Below are 16,495 nucleotides of genomic sequence, written 5' to 3' on the forward strand. Positions count from 1 at the left end.
GGTCCGGTGGTGGATATCGGATCGTCCCGGTCTGCCGGGGCGGCGGATACGCGCTCGGGGTCGGGCTTGCTCACGCGCGATTTCCTTCGGGTGTGGCGCTCGCGGCCGCTTCGGCGGCGGCGGGCAGGGCTGCGGCGATTCGGTCGAACGCGGCGTCGTCGAGCGCGGCCGAGACGAACCAGGCCTCGAACGCGCTGGGCGGCGCGTACACCCCGCCGTCGAGCAGCGCGTGGAAGAAGCCCGGGTAGCGCCAGGTCGCGCTCGCCTTGGCGGCGGCGTAGTCGAGTACCGGTTCATCGGCGAAGAACACGCTGACCATATTGCCCGCGAACTGCACCCGGTGCGGGACCCCCGCGCCGGTGAGGGCATCGGTGAGCAGAATCCCGAGGCGTTCGCTGTTGCGGTCCAGCGCGGCGTACACCGCGTCGTCGGCGGCGCGCAGGGTCGCGAGCCCGGCCGCCACGGCCACCGGATTCCCCGACAGGGTGCCCGCTTGGTAGACCGGGCCCAGCGGGGCCAGCCGGTCCATCACCTCGGCCCGGCCGCCGAACGCGGCCGCGGGCAGCCCGCCGCTCATCACCTTGCCGAAGGTGTAGAGGTCGGCGGCCACCGGATCGAGTCCGTACCAGCCGGCCGCGCTCACCCGGAAACCGGTCATCACCTCGTCCATGATGAGCAGCGCCCCGTGATCGGAGGTGATCCGGCGCAGCCCGGCATTGAAATCGGGCAGCGGTGCCACCGCGCCCATGTTCCCGGCGGCGGCCTCGGTGATCACCGCGGCGATCTCGCCCGGGTTGGCCTCGAAAGCGGCGCGCACGGCGTCCAGATCGTTGTAGGGGACCACGATGGTGTCGGCGGCCTGCGCCCCGGTGACGCCCGGCGAGGTCGGCAGTGCGAATGTCGCGACCCCGGAACCGGCTTCGGCCAGCAGCGCGTCGACGTGGCCGTGATAACACCCGGCGAATTTGATGATCTTGGTGCGCCCGGTGTACCCGCGCGCCAGCCGGACCGCGCTCATGGTCGCCTCGGTCCCGGAATTCACCAGCCGCACCTTCTGCACCGGAGCGACCCGCTCGACGATGAGTTCGGCCAGTTCCACCTCGCCCGGTGTCGGCGCCCCGAAGGACAATCCCGACCCGGCGACCTCGCGGACCGCCTCGACCACCGCGGGATGGGCGTGCCCGAGGATCATCGGCCCCCAGGAGCACACCAGATCGACGTAATCGTTACCGTCGGCGTCGGTCAACCGGCAGCCCCGGGCGGATGTGATGAACCTCGGCGTGCCGCCCACCGAGCCGAAGGCACGCACCGGGGAATTGACACCACCGGGAACAACCGCTTCGGCTCGCTGGAAAAGCTGACTGGAGGCCGGCACCGCCGTACCGGCCACGCGCAGAGAACTCACGGCCTCCAGTTTGGCAGCCGCCTCCGGCGGCGTCGACGACAGGGTGCGCATACGTGACATACACCGCGACGGCGACACCGGCCAAGCCAAATACAGCCGGGTCAGGACCCGAGTGCGTAGTCTCTGTCTGCATCGGAACACACAGCGGATCACCGGCCGGGGAGGTCGTTTTGCGAATTGCCAGGAGTACTGCGGCACTTTCTCTGGTCTCGGTCGCCTTCGGAGCCCTGGCCACCGGCCTCGGCGCGGGTACGGCGGCAGCCGCCGAACCGGTCGTGGACCCCGACAACGCGCGCGCCGGATTCCGGCTGAACAACCCCGAAACCGCGGCGCTGGCCGCGGGCCCGATCCCGGCCCTGGTCGACCACGTGATCCCGCCCTCCCGGATCGGCGCCGGACTCGACAGTGACACCCGTCTCTACCGCGACGAGAACGGCGGCGTCCACGCCTCGCTGCGCCAGGTGATCCTGGAGTCGGCCGACAACGGTGGTTCGGTGCTGGTGTTCTTCCACGTCCCCGGCGCACCACACGGCCGGGTGTTCGATATCTACCAGCAGTGGCGCTGACCGGGCGGTTCAGACCCGCCGCGGCGCCCGGACCAGCCGGGTGACGGCATCGATGACGGCGGTACCCGCACCCGCCACCAGCAGCATCGCCAGGAACAACCACGGCCCCGCGTACCGGGTCGCGGTGTAGGCCGGCACATCTCCGGTCGCCGGGAAAACGGTGTTCTGGACGCCCAGGTTCCAGCAGAGCGCGGCCGACACCAGCGCGAGAACCGCCAGCGCGATATCGGCAGCCGGTAGGACGAGCGAACGGTTCACAGGTCTCCTCGGGTCGGCGGCTCGGACGCGATCACCCGATCGTGCCCGCACGCGACCCGATAATCAATCGTCGCGACCGGGAACCGGTGCGCGATCCTCCTCCACAGGGGGCACCCCCACCACCCGGGCCAATGCCGCCCGCAGCGCGCGATGGTCCTTGGCCCAGGTGCGCACCAGTTCACCATCGCTGCGGCGCAACCCGATCGCGGTACGCCGCCGCGGTACACCGGTCAGTTCGCCGAGCGCCCGGCCGCTCTCCCAGGGTTCGTCGGCATCCACCGGCAGCACCGCGGCAATGGACCGGACCGGTGTCGTCTCGGCACCGTTGCGCAGGAAGCCGTCGGTGAGTTCGACGCTGACATGGGTGCGGGCGGCGTACACCTGCAATACCGCGAACCCACTGATCAGTACGGCGCAGAAAATGAGCGCGAACCAGTGCGGTGTGACACCCGCCGCGATCTCCACGGCCAGCAGCAGCGCGCAGATCAGGGGGCCGTAGGCAACCGCCCGCCAGCGGGCTCCGGGCTCGGAGAAGTGGATCTCCCCGGCCTCCGGGGTGGTGTCCACTCGATCAGGCATGGGCGAACCGGCCGGAAACGAGGGCCACCCGGATCAGCCGATAACGCCGGGGATCAGCAGAACCGCGACGGTGAGGACCCCGAACAGGACCAGAAGAGTCAGTACGAGCATGTCCCGCCGAATACTCTGTGGCTGTTGGATCACCACTCGCATCATTGCCTCCGATCCCCGGACGGTCAGGTCTCCCGTCCTACTGACCGGGTACCCGAGGCCGCCGGTTGGCATGTCCTCTGTGACAGCCCTCACCATACATGGCGGAATACCGGGAACAAACTCCACGTTCGTTACTTGAATGGGCCGCCGGCCGGCTGTCGGTAACAATGCCCAGGTCAGCGAGCCGGGTTCCGGCTCTCAACGATTTCCGGGAGCCCCGGGCCCACGCGGCAGAAACCATTTCGCCGCTTCCGGGCGCTGACAGAGGAAGATCGCCCCGCCCGCCAGTACCGCCTGCACGATGGACGCCGCCCCGGACAGCACCGGCCCGGCCCCCTCCACCACACCGATGGAGAACAGCGCGATCACCCCGGAGATCACCAGCCAGACCCCGGCGAAGGTCAGCAGGGTCCGCGCCCACAGCTTTCCCTTGCCGAGCTGGTGCACGACCAGCACCGCCAGCGCGGCGACCGCCAGCCCGAGAATCACGCCCAGCACCGCCCCCACCGTGACCAGCAGGTCGACCATTGCCGGTGTGATCTGCGGATCCGCCGCTTGCATCCGCTCCCGGAACTCCGCGCTGAACCGCTCGCGATTGGTCAGGGTATCGGCCAGGGATACGAACAACCGCCCCACACCCAAACCGATCACGCCCCACCACAGTTGCCGCGCGGTGACAATATCCACCGGCGGAGTCATGACAGCCAGAGCGCCGCCTCCGTCGCCCAATAGGTGAGCACGATATCCGCGCCCGCGCGGCGGATACCGGTCAGCGATTCCAGCACGGCGCCGCGGCGATCGATCCAGCCGCGCTCGGCCGCCGCCGTGATCATCGAGTACTCCCCCGAAATCTGATACGCCGCAACGGGTACCGGTGAACGGTCGGCCACCTCGCGCAGAATGTCCAGATACGACATGGCCGGTTTCACCATGACGATATCGGCGCCCTGCTCCAGGTCCAGCTCCAGCTCCCGGATCGACTCCCGGCGGTTGGCCGCGTCCTGCTGATAGGTCCGGCGGTCGCCCTCCAGCGACGACGCCACCGCCTCCCGGAAGGGACCATAGAACGCCGACGCGTACTTGGCCGCGTAGGCGAGGATGGCGGTATCGGTCCGGCCCGCCTCGTCCAGTCCCGCGCGGATCGCGCCGACCTGACCGTCCATCATCCCGCTCGTACCCAGCAGATCGGCGCCCGCCTCGGCCTGCGCCAGCGCCATCTCCACGTACCGCCGCACCGTGGCGTCGTTGTCGACCGCGCCGGAGCCGTCCAGCACCCCGCAATGGCCGTGGTCGGTGAACTCGTCGAGGCAGGTATCGGCCATGACCACGGTGGCATCCCCCACCTCGGCGGCCAGCGCCCGCAACCCCCGGTTCAAGATTCCCTCCGGATCGGTCGCGCGGCTCCCCAGCGGATCCTTGTCCTCCGGCTTCGGCACCCCGAACAACATCAGCCCGCCCACACCGGCCGCAACGGCCTCGGTGGCGGCTTTGCGCAGGGAATCCAGCGAATGCTGGAACACCCCGGGCATGGAACCGATCTCCCGGGGCTCGGACAACCCATCCACCACGAACATCGGCAACACCAGATGCCGCGGCTCCAGACTGGTCTCGGCCACCAGCCGCCGCAACGCCGGCGTACGCCGCAGCCGCCGCGGACGCTCGATACCGCTCATGGTGTGAAGTCTAGGGGTGCCGGTCGGCGCCCGGGACCAGCGGCCCCGCTCCGCGACCGGCCCCGGCATCACCGGCTGCGGCGGCTCTTCTTACGCGGGGGCGGCAGAAGTCCCTCGGCCCGGAGACGGGCCGCGTGTTCGGCGAGCGCTTCCACCAGCGGGCCCACCTGTGCGACCTCCGGCTGCACATCGACGCGCAGGCCGAACTCCACCGCGGTCTCGGCGGTTTTCGGGCCGATGCAGGCCACGATTGTGCGAGCGTGCGGTTTACCGGCGATACCGACCAGATTGCGGACCGTGGAGCTCGAGGTGAACAGCACGGCGTCGAAGCCGCCGGTCTTGATCATCTCGCGGGTTTCCGCGGGCGGCGGCGAGGCCCGAACGGTGCGGTAGGCGGTGACATCGTCGATCTCCCAGCCGCGTTCGCGCAGTCCTTCGGCCAGGGTCTCGGTGGCGATATCCGCACGCGGCAACAGGACCCGGTTCACCGGATCGAATACGTCGTCGTAGGGCGGGAAGTCGGCGAGCAGGCCGAGCGAGGACTGTTCCCCGCTGGGCAGCAGTTCCGGGTTGATCCCGAAGGAACGCACCTTCTCGGCGGTGGCCTCGCCGACACAGGCGATCTTCACGCCCGAGAACGCACGGGCGTCGAGACCGAATTCGGCGAACTTCTCCCAGACCGCGCGGACGGCGTTGGTTGAGGTGAAGATCACCCACTGGTAGCGACCGTCCACCAGACCCTTGACCGCGCGTTCCATCTGGGCGGGGCTGCGCGGCGGTTCCACCGCGATGGTCGGCACTTCCTTGGGGATGGCGCCGTGGGTGACCAGCCGTTCGCTCATCTCGCCGGCCTGATCCTTGGTCCGCGGCACGAGCACGGTCCAGCCGTACAGCGCGCGCGACTCCCACCACGACATCTTCGACCGCTGCGCGACCGCCTTGCCGATGGTGACCACCAGCGGGCCGACCAGTTCGGAGGCGGCGCTGTTCAGGGTGGCCAGGGTGGCTTCGATGGTGCGCTGCTGGCGGGTGGTGCCGCGGACGGTGACCGCGACCGGGGTCTGCGGGGCCATGCCGTGTTCCACCAGGGCGCTCGCGGTTTCGGCCAGATGGCCGGAGGTGGCGTGCAACACCAGCGGTCCGGGCGCGGCGGCCAGGGCGGGCCAGTCCACTTCGCCACGCACATCGGCCTCGGTGTGACCGGAGCCCAGCGCGATACCGGCGTAGCTGGGCACCGCCGAGCCCGACGGCAGCCCGGGCAGCACCTCGAAGACGATATGCGAGCGGGTGACCGTGGTGACCTCGGCGATCACCGCGTCGGTGGTGAGCGGATCACCGGAGACCACCCGCACCACGTCGTGGCCGGCTTTGGCCTCGGCGATCAGCGTTTTGGCGACCTCGGCGGGCTCACCGAGGGCGGGCCGGACATCGACCGAGCGCTCCCCGTCGGGTTCCGGTTCGACCTCGGTGCCGATCAGGGCGAGCACCCCGGCGTCCACATCGGGATCGGTGAACGCGAGGGTGGCCCGGCACAGCACTTCGCGCGATCGGGTGGTCAGCAATGCCGGGTCCCCCGGGCCCGACCCGACGAACAGGATCCGCCCCGGATGCTTCTTGCTGGCTCGACTCATCGGTTGTTCTCCATTGGACTGGGTTCGGTGAAGTCCGTGGCGGTGCTCGTTCCCGCGGCAGCGGCGCTCGGTTCCGCTGCGGCGGTGCTCGTTCCCACCGGGGTGGTGTTGTCTCCGGCTCTCGCGAGATCCGGTTCCGCGGTGCCGGGTTCGGCGGCGAGTAGCTCCTGCGCACCCAACTCCAGCAGTTCGCGGGCCAGTGCGCGGCCGAGTTCGGCGGCCTCGGCCGGTGCACCCACCGCCGAGGCCCGTATCACATCGGAACCGTCGAACGCGGCGGCACAGCCGCGCAGCGAGAGTTCCTCGACGATGCGCCCGTCGTCGTCCAGAGATTCGACGATTTCGGCGATCGCTCCGACGGGCGCGGTGCAGCCCGCCTCGAGTTCGGCGAGCAGTGCTCGTTCCGCGGTGACGGCCGTTCTGGTGGCGGCGTCATCGAGGACGGCGAGCAGCTCGATCAAATCTGTATCGGCGGTGCGGCATTCGACGGCCAGCGCACCCTGTGCGGGGGCCGGCAGCATCTGCACGGGTTCCAGCGCTTCGGTGACGGCGTCCAGCCGGCCGATCCGGGCCAACCCGGCGCGGGCGACCACGACGGCGTCCAGTTCGCCTTCGGCGACCTGACGCAGCCGGGTGTCGAGGTTGCCGCGCAGCGGCCGGATCTCCAGGCCCAAGCCCAGTGCCAGCAGCTGCGCCACCCGGCGCGGCGCGGAGGTGCCGACCGTCGCGCCCGGCGGTAGCTCACCCAGCACCAGGCCGTCGCGGGCGACGAGCGCGTCGCGCGGGTCCTGGCGCGGCGGGACCGCGGCGAGCGCGAAACGGTCGTCGGCGGCGGTGGGTAGGTCCTTGTACGAGTGCACCGCGATATCGATGTTCCCGGCGGCGAGTTCGGCGCGCAGCGCGCTGGTGAACACGCCCACCCCGATCTCCTGGACCGGGTCGGCGGACAGATCGCCCGGTGTTTCCACGATCACCAGCTCCGCCGGCTGCCCGGCCGCGATCAGTGCGTCCCGCACATCACCGGCCTGGGTACGCGCGAGCAGACTGCCGCGGGTGCCGATCCGCCACGGGCGCCGGCCCACTCCGGGCCCCCCGGCGCCCGCGACCGCTGCCGCGTCCGAGCCCTGCAGGATGGTCATGTCGACTGCTCCTGTTCCTCGTCGTGGCCGCCGGGTGTGAAATCGTCGGCCAGGGCTACTTCGCCGTCCAGTCCCATCCAGCCGGCGCCGTTGTGTTCGGCTCGGCTGATCTCCATGGGCGCAGCGACCGCCTGGGCCGATCCGGGTGTCAGTTCGAACAGTTCGCGCAGCGCTTCGGCGTAGCTGTCGCCGCCGGGGGTGCTGGCCAGTTGTTTGACCCGCACCGTCGGCGCGTGCAGCAGTTTGTCCACCACCCGCCGCACGGTGCGGGCCACCTCGTCACGTTCGGGGTCGGCCAGCCGCGGCAGCCGCGAATCCAACCGCAGCAGTTCGGCCTCCACCACCTCGGCGGCGCGCTGGCGCAGCGCGGCGACGGTCGGCGTGACCTCGGCCATACGCTGTCCGGCCAGGTATTTGGCCAGTTCCTCGGCGACGATGGCGCGCGCGGCGGCGGTATCGCCGGCCGCGGCACCGGCGGCCGGGTCGTGCTGCAGAGTCTCGATATCGATCACCGTGACACCGGGCAGCCCCGCCACCGCGTGGTCCACATCCCGGGGTAGGCCCAGATCGCAGAACACCAGCGGGCGGCCCAGCCCGCGATCGGGGTCCGACAGCGCATTGTGCGCATCGGCCAGAGTGACCACCGCCCCCACCGCGCCGGTGCAGGTGACCACCACATCGGCCCCCGCCAGCGCGTCGGCGAGCCGGGACAGTTCATAGGCCTGCGCCGCCACGCCGTGCGACTCCGCGGTCGCGGCGAGCCGCTGCGCGCGTTCGATGGTGCGGTTGACCACGAGGATCCGCCCGATCCCGGCGCGGGCCAGATGCGCGACCGACAGACCGCCCATGGCGCCGGCGCCGATCACCGCCGCCGTACGACCGGCCAGCGGTCCGAGAACCGTGGTCGCCCGATCCAAGGCCACCGACACCACCGAGGCGCCGGCCCGGTCGATGCCGGTTTCCGAGTGCACCCGCTTACCGACGCGCAGCGCCTGCTGGGAGAGTTCGTGCAGTGTCCGGCCGACGGCCTGCTGGGCGTCGGCGGTGGTGTAGGCGCTGCGGATCTGGCTGAGTACCTGCTGCTCGCCGACCACCATCGAATCCAGGCCGCTGGCCACGGCGAAGAGATGCTCGGCGGCGGCCTCGCTGTAGCGCACGTAGGCGTGGCGGGTCAGTTCCGGCATCGGCAGCCCGGAATGGGCGGTCAGCAGCTCACCGACATCGGCCAGCCCGCCGTGGAACGCGTCGACCACTGCGTAGATCTCCACCCGGTTGCAGGTGGAGACGATCATGGCTTCGGAGATATGGCTGGAGGCCAGCATGCGGTCGATCAACTTGGGCCGATCGGCATCGGTGATCGCCACCTTCTCCAACATCGCCACGGGCGCGCTGCGATGTGAGATCCCGACGAGAAGAACGCTCATGGTGTGACCACCGATCCCTTGCTGGTTGGCTCCGTTGCCGTATGCGAGGTCGTCTGGGCGGCCTGCGCCGCACAGTGGGACAGCCCGGCGGAGCCCGGCGTCGAATGCGCGGGCATCCGGCGAGCGATCCGGCCGGAGCCGTTCAGCGGGTGAGCGGACGGCACGGCACTACCGGTTGCAACGCCGCCCGCGGTGGGATCGTTTGCCGCTCGGGGCGCGTTCTCCGCCACATCCGCGGTGTCCACGCCGTCGCCCGGGCCGGTGGCAGGCTCCTCCGGGTCGGCGTTGCGGACCCGCTCGAACGAGAGCATCTGCATCTCCACCGCCAGATCCACCCGGCGTAACTCGACGCCCGGCGGTGCGGTCAGCGGGCACAGCGCGAAACTCAGGATGGACTGCACCCCGGCGGCGACCAGTTCGTCGCATACCTGCTGGGCGGCGTCGTCGGGCACCGCGATCACCGCGATGGTCGGGCGCAGTACCGCGATACCGTCGGTGAGGCCGGCCGCGTCACGTACCCGCAGGCCCTCGACCTCGCGGCCGATCACCTCGGGGTCGTTGTCGAAGACCCCGACCACCGCGAAGCCGCGGCGCCGGAACCCGCGGTAGCCGACCAGCGCGCGGCCGAGATTGCCGGCGCCGACCAGGATCACCCGATGCCCACCGGACAGCCCGAGCACATCTTCGATCCGGGCCCGCAGCCGCGCCACGTCGTAGCCCACACCGCGAACCCCGTTGGGGCCCAGGAAGGACAGGTCCTTACGCAGCTTGGCGGAATTGACACCCGCCGCGACAGCCAGTTCCTCACTGGATACGATGGCCACACCGTCATCGGTCAGCAGGGCGAGCACCCGGAGATAGGTGGCCAGCCGCGCCACCGTAGCCTGGGGGATGCCCTTCTGCAGTGTGCGGGTGGTGACGTTGGGAGCATCGCCGGAGACGTCGCGCGTCTCATGGTGCTCTGTCACGTCCTGGCTCCTCGTCCGGGCCGAAGCGGCCCGGGTGCTCGGCGACCTCCGTTGCGGTCCATGCGCCGATGACGGGGTCGGATATGGGTTGATTCACCTGCTACCGGCGGCCGGATACTCGCCCCGGCCTGCGGTTCGCGTGCCACCACCGTAACTGCTTGTGAACCCATGCACAAAGTCGGTGAAATTCGCCTCATTTTGTGTCGCGACCCGACCTTGTACGATCCCCGGCCGGAATTCGGACACTGTCAACGATTCAGATCGGCCCGCAACCGGGTCGCGTCCACATCGAAATAACTGTGTTCCCGGCCGTCGAGCAGCACCACCGGCAGCCGGTCACCGTATTCGGCGCGCAGTCCGGGGTCGGTGCCGGCGACCGCATCCACATCCACGCTGCCGACCTCGATACCGAATTCCGCGCAGATCGCCCGCAGCTGTTCCAGGGCCCGCTCGCACAGACCGCAGCCGGCGCGGGTCAGCAGGGTCACCTCGTGCGTCGTCGAGTTCGTCATGACGCTATTCAACCCGCCGCGGACCGGACGCGGCGGGCTGTAGTGCGTCTCGGGGCAGCCGTCCGGTTACTGTGGACGTGATTCGCGCGAACAGGCGGAGGTACTGGTGCCGGAACGATCGAAGGTGGGGAAATCCGGGTTCATCGCGGGCCGGTTCGGGGAACTTCCGGTCCGATGGAATCTGGGCCCGCTCGGACAGGGCCTGTCCGAGCAGCTGGCGCGTATTTCGCGCAGCCCGTTCGGGCCCAGCGAAGAGGAGGTCCGCGCCAATGTCGCCGGTGAGGCCAGCGCGGATGCCGCACTGGCCCTGCAGGACGCCGAGCGGGCGGCCGTCGGCGCCCCGCCGGAGGTCCCGCGCGACCTCACCGCGGCGGCTTTTTTCGACGTGGACAACACCATGGTGCAGGGCGCCTCGATCGTGCATTTCGCCCGAGGCCTGGCCGCGCGCAAATACTTTCGCAGTGCCGACCTGGTCGATATCGCGTGGAAGCAGGTGAAGTTCCGGATCACCGGCAAAGAGAGCAGCACCGATATGGCCACCGGTAAAGAGAAGGCGCTGGAATTCATCGCCGGGCGGTCCACCGCCGAACTCGCGGCACTCGGCGAGGAAATCTACGACGAGATCATCGCCGACAAGATCTGGCCCGGCACCCGCGCGCTGGCACAGATGCACCTCGACGCCGGTCAGCAGGTGTGGCTGGTGACCGCCACCCCCGTCGAACTCGCGCAGGTGATCGCCAAACGCCTCGGCTTGACCGGAGCCCTGGGCACCGTGGCCGAAAGTGTCGATGGAAAATTCACCGGCCGTCTGGTCGGCGATATCCTGCACGGCCTCGGTAAGGCGCACGCCGTCCGGGCCCTGGCCATCCGCGAGGGCCTCAACCTCAAACGGTGCACCGCCTACTCCGACAGCCACAACGATGTGCCCATGCTGTCGCTCACCGGCACCGCGGTGGCGATCAACCCGGATTCCGATCTCCGCGAGGTCGCCAAGGCCCGCGGCTGGGAGATCCGCGATTTCCGCACCGGCCGAAAAGCCGCCAAGATCGGCGTACCCACCGCCCTCGCGCTGGGCGCCGCGGGCGGGGCGGTCGCCGCCGCGGTCACCCGCCGCAAGAGCGCACAGTGAAGGTGGATGGCCGACCAGGCCACCCACCGACTCACCCCATGAAGGCGTTGCGGCGTCTGACCAGCAGTTTGTAGAGGGTCTGCTGGATCGTTTCGCGGACCTGGTCGGTGACCTCGAACATGAGCATGGGGTCGTCGGCGTCCTCGGCCTGGTACTCGGTGGTGCTGATCGGGGTACCGAACTCGATGTACCACTTCGAGGGCAGCGGGACCGCGCCCAGCGGGCCCAGATGCGGGAACGTGGGGGTCACCGGGAAGTAGGGCAGGCCGAGGAGCCGGGCCAGCGGCTTGATATCGGCGATTTTCGGATAGATCTCTTCGGACCCCACGATCGAGCACGGGATGATCGGTACTCCGGCGCGGACCGCCGCGGCGACGAATCCGCCGCGCCCGAATCGCTGCAGTTTGTACCGGTCGGCGTACTTCTTGCCGACACCCTTGAAACCTTCGGGGAACACACCGGTGAGTTCGCCGGCGCTCAGCAGCCGTTCGGCGTCGGGGCGGCAGGCCAGGGTGTGGCCGGCTTTACGGGCCAGGGTGCCCAGCATGGGCATCTCGAACACCAGATCGGCGGCCAGCAGGCGCAGGGCACGCTGTTTGGCGTGGTGGTCGTGTACCGCGAGTTGCAGCATGAGCCCGTCGATGGGCACCGTGCCGGCGTGGTTGGCCACGATCAGGGCACCACCGACCTCGGGGACGTTCTCCATACCGCTGGTCTGCACCCGGAACCATTTGTCGGCCAGCGGGCGCAGGGCCGGCAGCAGTACCGATTCGAGTAGGTGCTCGTCGAAACCGAATTCGTCGACCTGGTAGTCGCCGGTGAGCCGGCGCCGGGCGAATTCGGCGGTACGCCCGATCTGCCTGCCGAGGGCGTCGCGCATCAGATCGGTGACCGAGCGCGGCGCGGTGGGTGTGGGCGGGGTGAGACGGTCGGTCAGCGAGGTCACCGACCGGTCGGCAGAACCGGTCCAGTTACGTGTCGCGGGCCGTGGCCGCGGCACGGTAGCGAGGTCCTGCAGTCTGATGACTTTGGCGACGTCATTCATGTATGTGCTCCCGTACCGGCCTTGATGAGGCCGAGCAGTTTGTTTTCTGCGGCGTCGATCCACGCTGGATCGACCACGGGCCGCGACGCTGCGCCCCCGATGAAGTCGTCGAACGCCTGTACCGTCGTCCAGCGCGGCTCGAAACCGAGTTCGCCGCGCATACGCGTCGTGTCCAGACCACAACCGAAGAGAAAGTAATCGAGCTGCTCGGAACTGAAGTCACGCATCACCGGACTCATCAGCGTCCGGCCGACGGTGCGGAACACCGACCAGGGTACCGGCACTGCGACCCGACCGGAACGCCGGACCGCCTGGGAAAGCGCGAGGGCGCCGTCACCGGCCACATTGAAGGTGCCGCCCGGACCGGACCGGACGGCGTGAACCAAGGCGGCGACCGCGTCTTCCTCGTGGAGGAACTGCATACGCGCGTCTCGGCCGAACACGGTCGGGGTGATCGGAGAACGCAGCAGTTGCCCCGCCCGGGCGCCCAGATTCGGTCCCACCATCGGCGCCAGGCGCAGGGTGAGCACGGTGATATCGGGGCGGCGCCGGGCCAGACCGCGGGCGAAGCCCTCGATCTCGATCATGTCCCGGGCGAACCAGCCCGAGGGTGGCCTGCGCGCGCTCATTTCCTCCGTGAACTGCGCTGGATCCTTGGCACTTCCCCCGTATACCCCGGAAGTGGAACGTGACACCACCCGGCGCACGGTCGGCGATTTCTGGCAGACGGCGAACAGCTGCATCGCCCCGAGAACGTTCATATCCTTCATCGCGGCCCGGCCGCCGCCCGAAGGCGGGTGTGACAGCACCGCGGTATGCACCACGGTATCGACCTGGTAACGCTCGATGACTTTGCGGATCAACGGGTTCCGGATATCGGCACGCACGAATTCGGCGCGCCCCATCCGGCGGCGCAGCGGCGGCGCGGGGGTGAGTACGTCGACCGCGACGACCCGCTCGATCCCGGGGTCGGAAACGAGCCGGCACACGACATTGCCGCCGAAGTACCGGCTGGCGCCGGTCACCAGTACGACCTTGGGCTTGTAGCTGCCGTTCGCTTCAGTGTCCATCTGCACCGGACCGTTCCACCTCGAGCATCGAGCCCCCGCTCAATAGTTCCGACTACCAGCCTAACGACCGGCGCAGTCACCACCGGCCTCTTAACGGGGACCTAACCCCGATTTCAGTTGATGGAAACGCGACGAAACCCGCTACCGAATGGTAGCGGGTTCCGCCGAGGACGTTGCGCGGTTGCGCTTACTTGCCGAGTTTGCGCCGCTGCACGCGGGTACGACGAAGCAGCTTGCGGTGCTTCTTCTTCGACATGCGCTTGCGGCGCTTCTTGATCACAGAACCCATAGGGCGTCCTCGCGTTCTCTCCTCGGCGCGTCTCGCGCTCGCTTACGTCAACTGTCCGGTCGTATGCCCGGTTGCTCGCGGCTGAATCTCAGCCCTGGAGGCGGCGGCCCCGCGCGGCCACGAAAGCAGGCAGCGCGCCGCCGATCCAACACAGCGAGCGTTGATGTTACCGGCCCGCTCCCGCGGGCCGGTAACCGCCTTCACCCGGCATCGAAATAGGACGTTTCCAGATAATCGTGCACCGCCTTGGCGTGCACCCGGAAAGATCTCCCGACACGAACCGCCGGTAGCTCTCCCGAGTGCACCAGCCGGTACACCGTCATCTTGGAAACTCTCATCAAATTCGCCACCTCGGCGACGGTGAGGAATTGCGTACCACCACCGAGTATTGATTGTCCTGGCGACGAACCACCGCCGCTGTTAGCGGACATCTTGTTCGAAGACATCATCGCACCACTGACCTCCGGCACGTCCGCGCCGCCGGCTTCCCCACCAGCGGAACAGACACGCACGTGCTCCTTGAAGCTTAGCGGGACCAGTGGGATTACTGCGACGGGAGTGAGAAATCAGGTTCATACGCTGGGGGTCAGGAGGTCATTCCGTGGTCGCGCCCTGTTCGGCGGAACGCTGTTTGGCCGCGTGCAGCGCCTCCAGGAACGCCGACCGCAGACCCGCGCGCTCGAGTTCGCGCACCGCCGCCGCGGTGGTCCCGGCCGGAGAGGTGACCGCCGCGCGCAGATCGACCGCGCTCTGCCCCGACTCCGCGAGCATGGCCGCCGAACCGAGCATCGTCTGGGTGACAAGCTGCGTCGAGACATCGCGGGTCAGGCCCAGCCCGACACCCGCCTCGACCATCGCCTCGACGACCAGGAAGAAATACGCCGGTCCGGAACCCGACACCGCGGTCACCGCGTCCATCTGCGATTCGGCGACCACGCACACCTGCCCCACCGAACTCAGCAGCTCGGTGACCAGCTCCAGCTGCTCGGCCTTGGCGTAGCGGCCGCCGGCCAGCACGCTCATCCCCTCGCCGACCAGCATGGGGGTGTTCGGCATGACCCGCACCACGGGGAATCCCGCGGGTAGTTTGGCCTCCAGCCGCGCCGTCGGCACCCCGGCCGCCAGCGAGACCAGGATCTGATCACGGTCGCCGCCCAGGTCGGCCTTACCGAGTTCGGTGAGCACGGCATCCACATCGCCCGGTTTCACCGCGACCACCAGCAGATCGGCACCCACCGCGGCATCGTCGACCGCGTCGGTCACGCGCACCCCGAACCGGTCCGCGAGCAGTTCGGCCCGGTCGGTGTGGGTTTCGACCACCACCAAGTCCTTGACGGCCCGTCCGGCCTCCAGCAGGCCGGCAATGAGGGCCTCCCCGATCCGGCCGCCACCGATCACCGCAATTCGTGTCATGGGCGCCATTGTTCTTGGCATGCTCTCGGCAGCGGGGCCCGGGGCCCCGTAATCACCTCTTCGGAGAGGGCAGCAGGGCCAACTGGCGACTCTGGGCGACCAGGGCACCCGTGGAGTCGACCACGATCTGGTCGGAATCGAATATCCCACCGCCGACCTCATGCGTGGTGGCGATGACGCGCAACCAGCCGGGCGCGGGGCGCCGCCGGAGATAGGTGGTCATCTGCACGGTCGGCGACCAGCCGAAATAGCCGAGATTGGTGGGGACCGGCGGGCACATATCGGCCGCCATCATCGCGATATAGGACGCGATCTCGGGATCGGCCTGATCGGCCGGTCGCGGGCGCAGCCACATCCGCAAGCGGGGTTCGCCGTGGGCGTTGTCGATGAACGGCGCCCACTCCCGGTCCAAGAAGGCGTCCATGCCCCGGGCCACGTGCACGATCCGGCCCATCGACGACCCCGGCTCATAGCCGATGGCGTCCGCGGTCGGTTCCACCGGCAGATCGGTGTGCTCCGGGGAGTACAGCGGCGGCCGCTCCGGACCGTCCAGATGACCGAAGGTGAACGCGGTACGGACCAGCGGCCGGCCGCGCTGCACCAGCGTCACGTCCACCAGGCAGATCTGGCGGCCCACCTTGCGGATCGTCACGTCGTAGAGCACCTCGCCCGGCTCCGGGGCGCCGAGGAAATCGGTGCTCCCCGACAGCGGGGCCATGGTCGCGCGCTCCGGCTCCACGGTGCGCAGCCAGCGACTCGCGGCCGCCGCCGAACCGGCGACCATGGTCCCGCCGTGCACCTTCGGGCCGATCGTCCAGATATCGTCGATGACGCCGCGATAGCGCCCGTCACCCGGTTCGTCGGCGGCGAGCTCGGTCAGGGAACACACCCGGCGGAACGGGGCGTCGGTGGACGCCGAACCCAGCTCGGCGTGCAGTTCCGTCTCCGTCGTCATCGGTACTCCTTCTCCTCGGCCCGGTAACCGTTCCGCGGGTGCATACTGCCGGTCAATCTTCGTACAGCAGACTCACCCGCGTACAGGCGGATCGGTAGGGGCGCGTGCGGTCGGCCGTCCGGAGACCGGCGATCATCGAGCACTCACAGCGCTGTGAACTGTGCTGCAGGTCCGTCCATAGATCGGTGACCATTGAGCACTGACAGTGATGTGAGCCTTTCCAGGTTGGTCGAGGCGCACGCCAGCATGCAACCTTCTGTTGCTCCGGATGGTCGGCCTCGGTGGT

Annotated in this window: 18 protein-coding genes; 2 read left to right on the plus strand and 16 right to left on the minus strand. The window is 69.1% G+C overall.

The window, feature by feature from the left end:
- Positions 1-70 precede the first annotated feature (70 nt).
- Entirely contained in the window at positions 71-1,405 is a 1,335-nt protein-coding gene (hemL, locus tag NF4_RS27500; RefSeq protein ID WP_063130318.1) for a glutamate-1-semialdehyde 2,1-aminomutase, read from the minus strand.
- Positions 1,406-1,575: 170 nt separating this feature from the next.
- On the opposite strand from hemL, the gene NF4_RS27505 reads away from it, so the two are divergent.
- Positions 1,576-1,971 carry a hypothetical protein gene (locus NF4_RS27505; RefSeq protein WP_232330673.1) on the plus strand — a complete coding sequence of 132 codons (396 nt, stop codon included), beginning with the start codon at positions 1,576-1,578 and terminating at the stop codon, positions 1,969-1,971.
- Positions 1,972-1,980: 9 nt separating this feature from the next.
- Here NF4_RS27505 and NF4_RS27510 read toward each other — a convergent pair whose 3' ends face one another.
- From NF4_RS27510 to NF4_RS27555, 9 genes are all read right to left on the minus strand, one after another.
- Positions 1,981-2,229, minus strand: coding sequence for a hypothetical protein (locus tag NF4_RS27510; RefSeq protein WP_063130302.1), 249 nt, complete (start codon positions 2,227-2,229; stop codon positions 1,981-1,983).
- A 63-nt stretch (positions 2,230-2,292) separates the two neighbouring features.
- Entirely contained in the window at positions 2,293-2,808 is a 516-nt protein-coding gene (gene mce1N / locus NF4_RS27515; RefSeq protein ID WP_063130303.1) for a transport-regulating membrane protein Mce1N, read from the minus strand.
- 351 nt (positions 2,809-3,159) lie between these two features.
- A complete protein-coding gene (locus NF4_RS27525) occupies positions 3,160-3,648 on the minus strand; it encodes a hypothetical protein (protein ID WP_232330674.1) in 489 nt (162 codons plus the stop codon).
- A gap of 8 nt (positions 3,649-3,656) precedes the next feature.
- Entirely contained in the window at positions 3,657-4,634 is a 978-nt protein-coding gene (hemB, locus tag NF4_RS27530; protein WP_063130305.1) for a porphobilinogen synthase, read from the minus strand.
- 68 nt (positions 4,635-4,702) lie between these two features.
- Entirely contained in the window at positions 4,703-6,265 is a 1,563-nt protein-coding gene (locus tag NF4_RS27535) for a bifunctional uroporphyrinogen-III C-methyltransferase/uroporphyrinogen-III synthase (protein WP_063130306.1), read from the minus strand.
- A complete protein-coding gene (gene hemC, locus NF4_RS27540; protein WP_063130307.1) occupies positions 6,262-7,404 on the minus strand; it encodes a hydroxymethylbilane synthase in 1,143 nt (380 codons plus the stop codon). Before hemC ends, NF4_RS27535 begins: the two co-directional genes overlap by 4 nt.
- Positions 7,401-8,828 carry a glutamyl-tRNA reductase gene (locus NF4_RS27545; RefSeq protein WP_063130308.1) on the minus strand — a complete coding sequence of 476 codons (1,428 nt, stop codon included), beginning with the start codon at positions 8,826-8,828 and terminating at the stop codon, positions 7,401-7,403. The genes hemC and NF4_RS27545 overlap by 4 nt, the downstream gene beginning before the upstream one ends.
- Positions 8,825-9,796 carry a redox-sensing transcriptional repressor Rex gene (locus tag NF4_RS27550; protein ID WP_063130309.1) on the minus strand — a complete coding sequence of 324 codons (972 nt, stop codon included), beginning with the start codon at positions 9,794-9,796 and terminating at the stop codon, positions 8,825-8,827. The genes NF4_RS27545 and NF4_RS27550 overlap by 4 nt, the downstream gene beginning before the upstream one ends.
- Positions 9,797-10,044: 248 nt before the next feature.
- Entirely contained in the window at positions 10,045-10,308 is a 264-nt protein-coding gene (locus tag NF4_RS27555) for a glutaredoxin family protein (protein WP_063130310.1), read from the minus strand.
- Positions 10,309-10,414: 106 nt separating this feature from the next.
- On the opposite strand from NF4_RS27555, the gene NF4_RS27560 reads away from it, so the two are divergent.
- On the plus strand, positions 10,415-11,437 hold the full coding sequence (locus NF4_RS27560) for an HAD family hydrolase (protein WP_373861433.1): 1,023 nt from the start codon (positions 10,415-10,417) through the stop codon (positions 11,435-11,437).
- Between the two features lie 31 nt (positions 11,438-11,468).
- On the opposite strand, the gene NF4_RS27565 is transcribed toward NF4_RS27560, so the two are convergent.
- The 6 genes from NF4_RS27565 to NF4_RS27585 all read right to left on the minus strand — a co-directional run bounded on the left by NF4_RS27565 (position 11,469) and on the right by NF4_RS27585 (position 16,209).
- Positions 11,469-12,482 carry a lysophospholipid acyltransferase family protein gene (locus NF4_RS27565; RefSeq protein WP_063130311.1) on the minus strand — a complete coding sequence of 338 codons (1,014 nt, stop codon included), beginning with the start codon at positions 12,480-12,482 and terminating at the stop codon, positions 11,469-11,471.
- Complete coding sequence (locus tag NF4_RS27570; protein ID WP_063130312.1) at positions 12,479-13,552, minus strand: NAD-dependent epimerase/dehydratase family protein; 1,074 nt, start codon at positions 13,550-13,552, stop codon at positions 12,479-12,481. The genes NF4_RS27565 and NF4_RS27570 overlap by 4 nt, the downstream gene beginning before the upstream one ends.
- A gap of 187 nt (positions 13,553-13,739) precedes the next feature.
- Positions 13,740-13,841: a 30S ribosomal protein bS22 gene (locus NF4_RS36990; protein WP_003402602.1), complete on the minus strand. Its 102-nt coding sequence runs from the start codon at positions 13,839-13,841 to the stop codon at positions 13,740-13,742.
- A 200-nt stretch (positions 13,842-14,041) separates the two neighbouring features.
- On the minus strand, positions 14,042-14,290 hold the full coding sequence (locus tag NF4_RS27575; RefSeq protein ID WP_030525584.1) for a helix-turn-helix domain-containing protein: 249 nt from the start codon (positions 14,288-14,290) through the stop codon (positions 14,042-14,044).
- Between the two features lie 145 nt (positions 14,291-14,435).
- Entirely contained in the window at positions 14,436-15,254 is an 819-nt protein-coding gene (proC, locus tag NF4_RS27580; protein ID WP_063130313.1) for a pyrroline-5-carboxylate reductase, read from the minus strand.
- Between the two features lie 52 nt (positions 15,255-15,306).
- Positions 15,307-16,209, minus strand: coding sequence for a thioesterase family protein (locus NF4_RS27585; RefSeq protein WP_063130314.1), 903 nt, complete (start codon positions 16,207-16,209; stop codon positions 15,307-15,309).
- Positions 16,210-16,495: the final 286 nt, after the last annotated feature.

It is taken from the genome of Nocardia fusca NBRC 14340 (assembly GCF_001618425.1).
Lineage (GTDB): Bacteria > Actinomycetota > Actinomycetes > Mycobacteriales > Mycobacteriaceae > Nocardia > Nocardia fusca.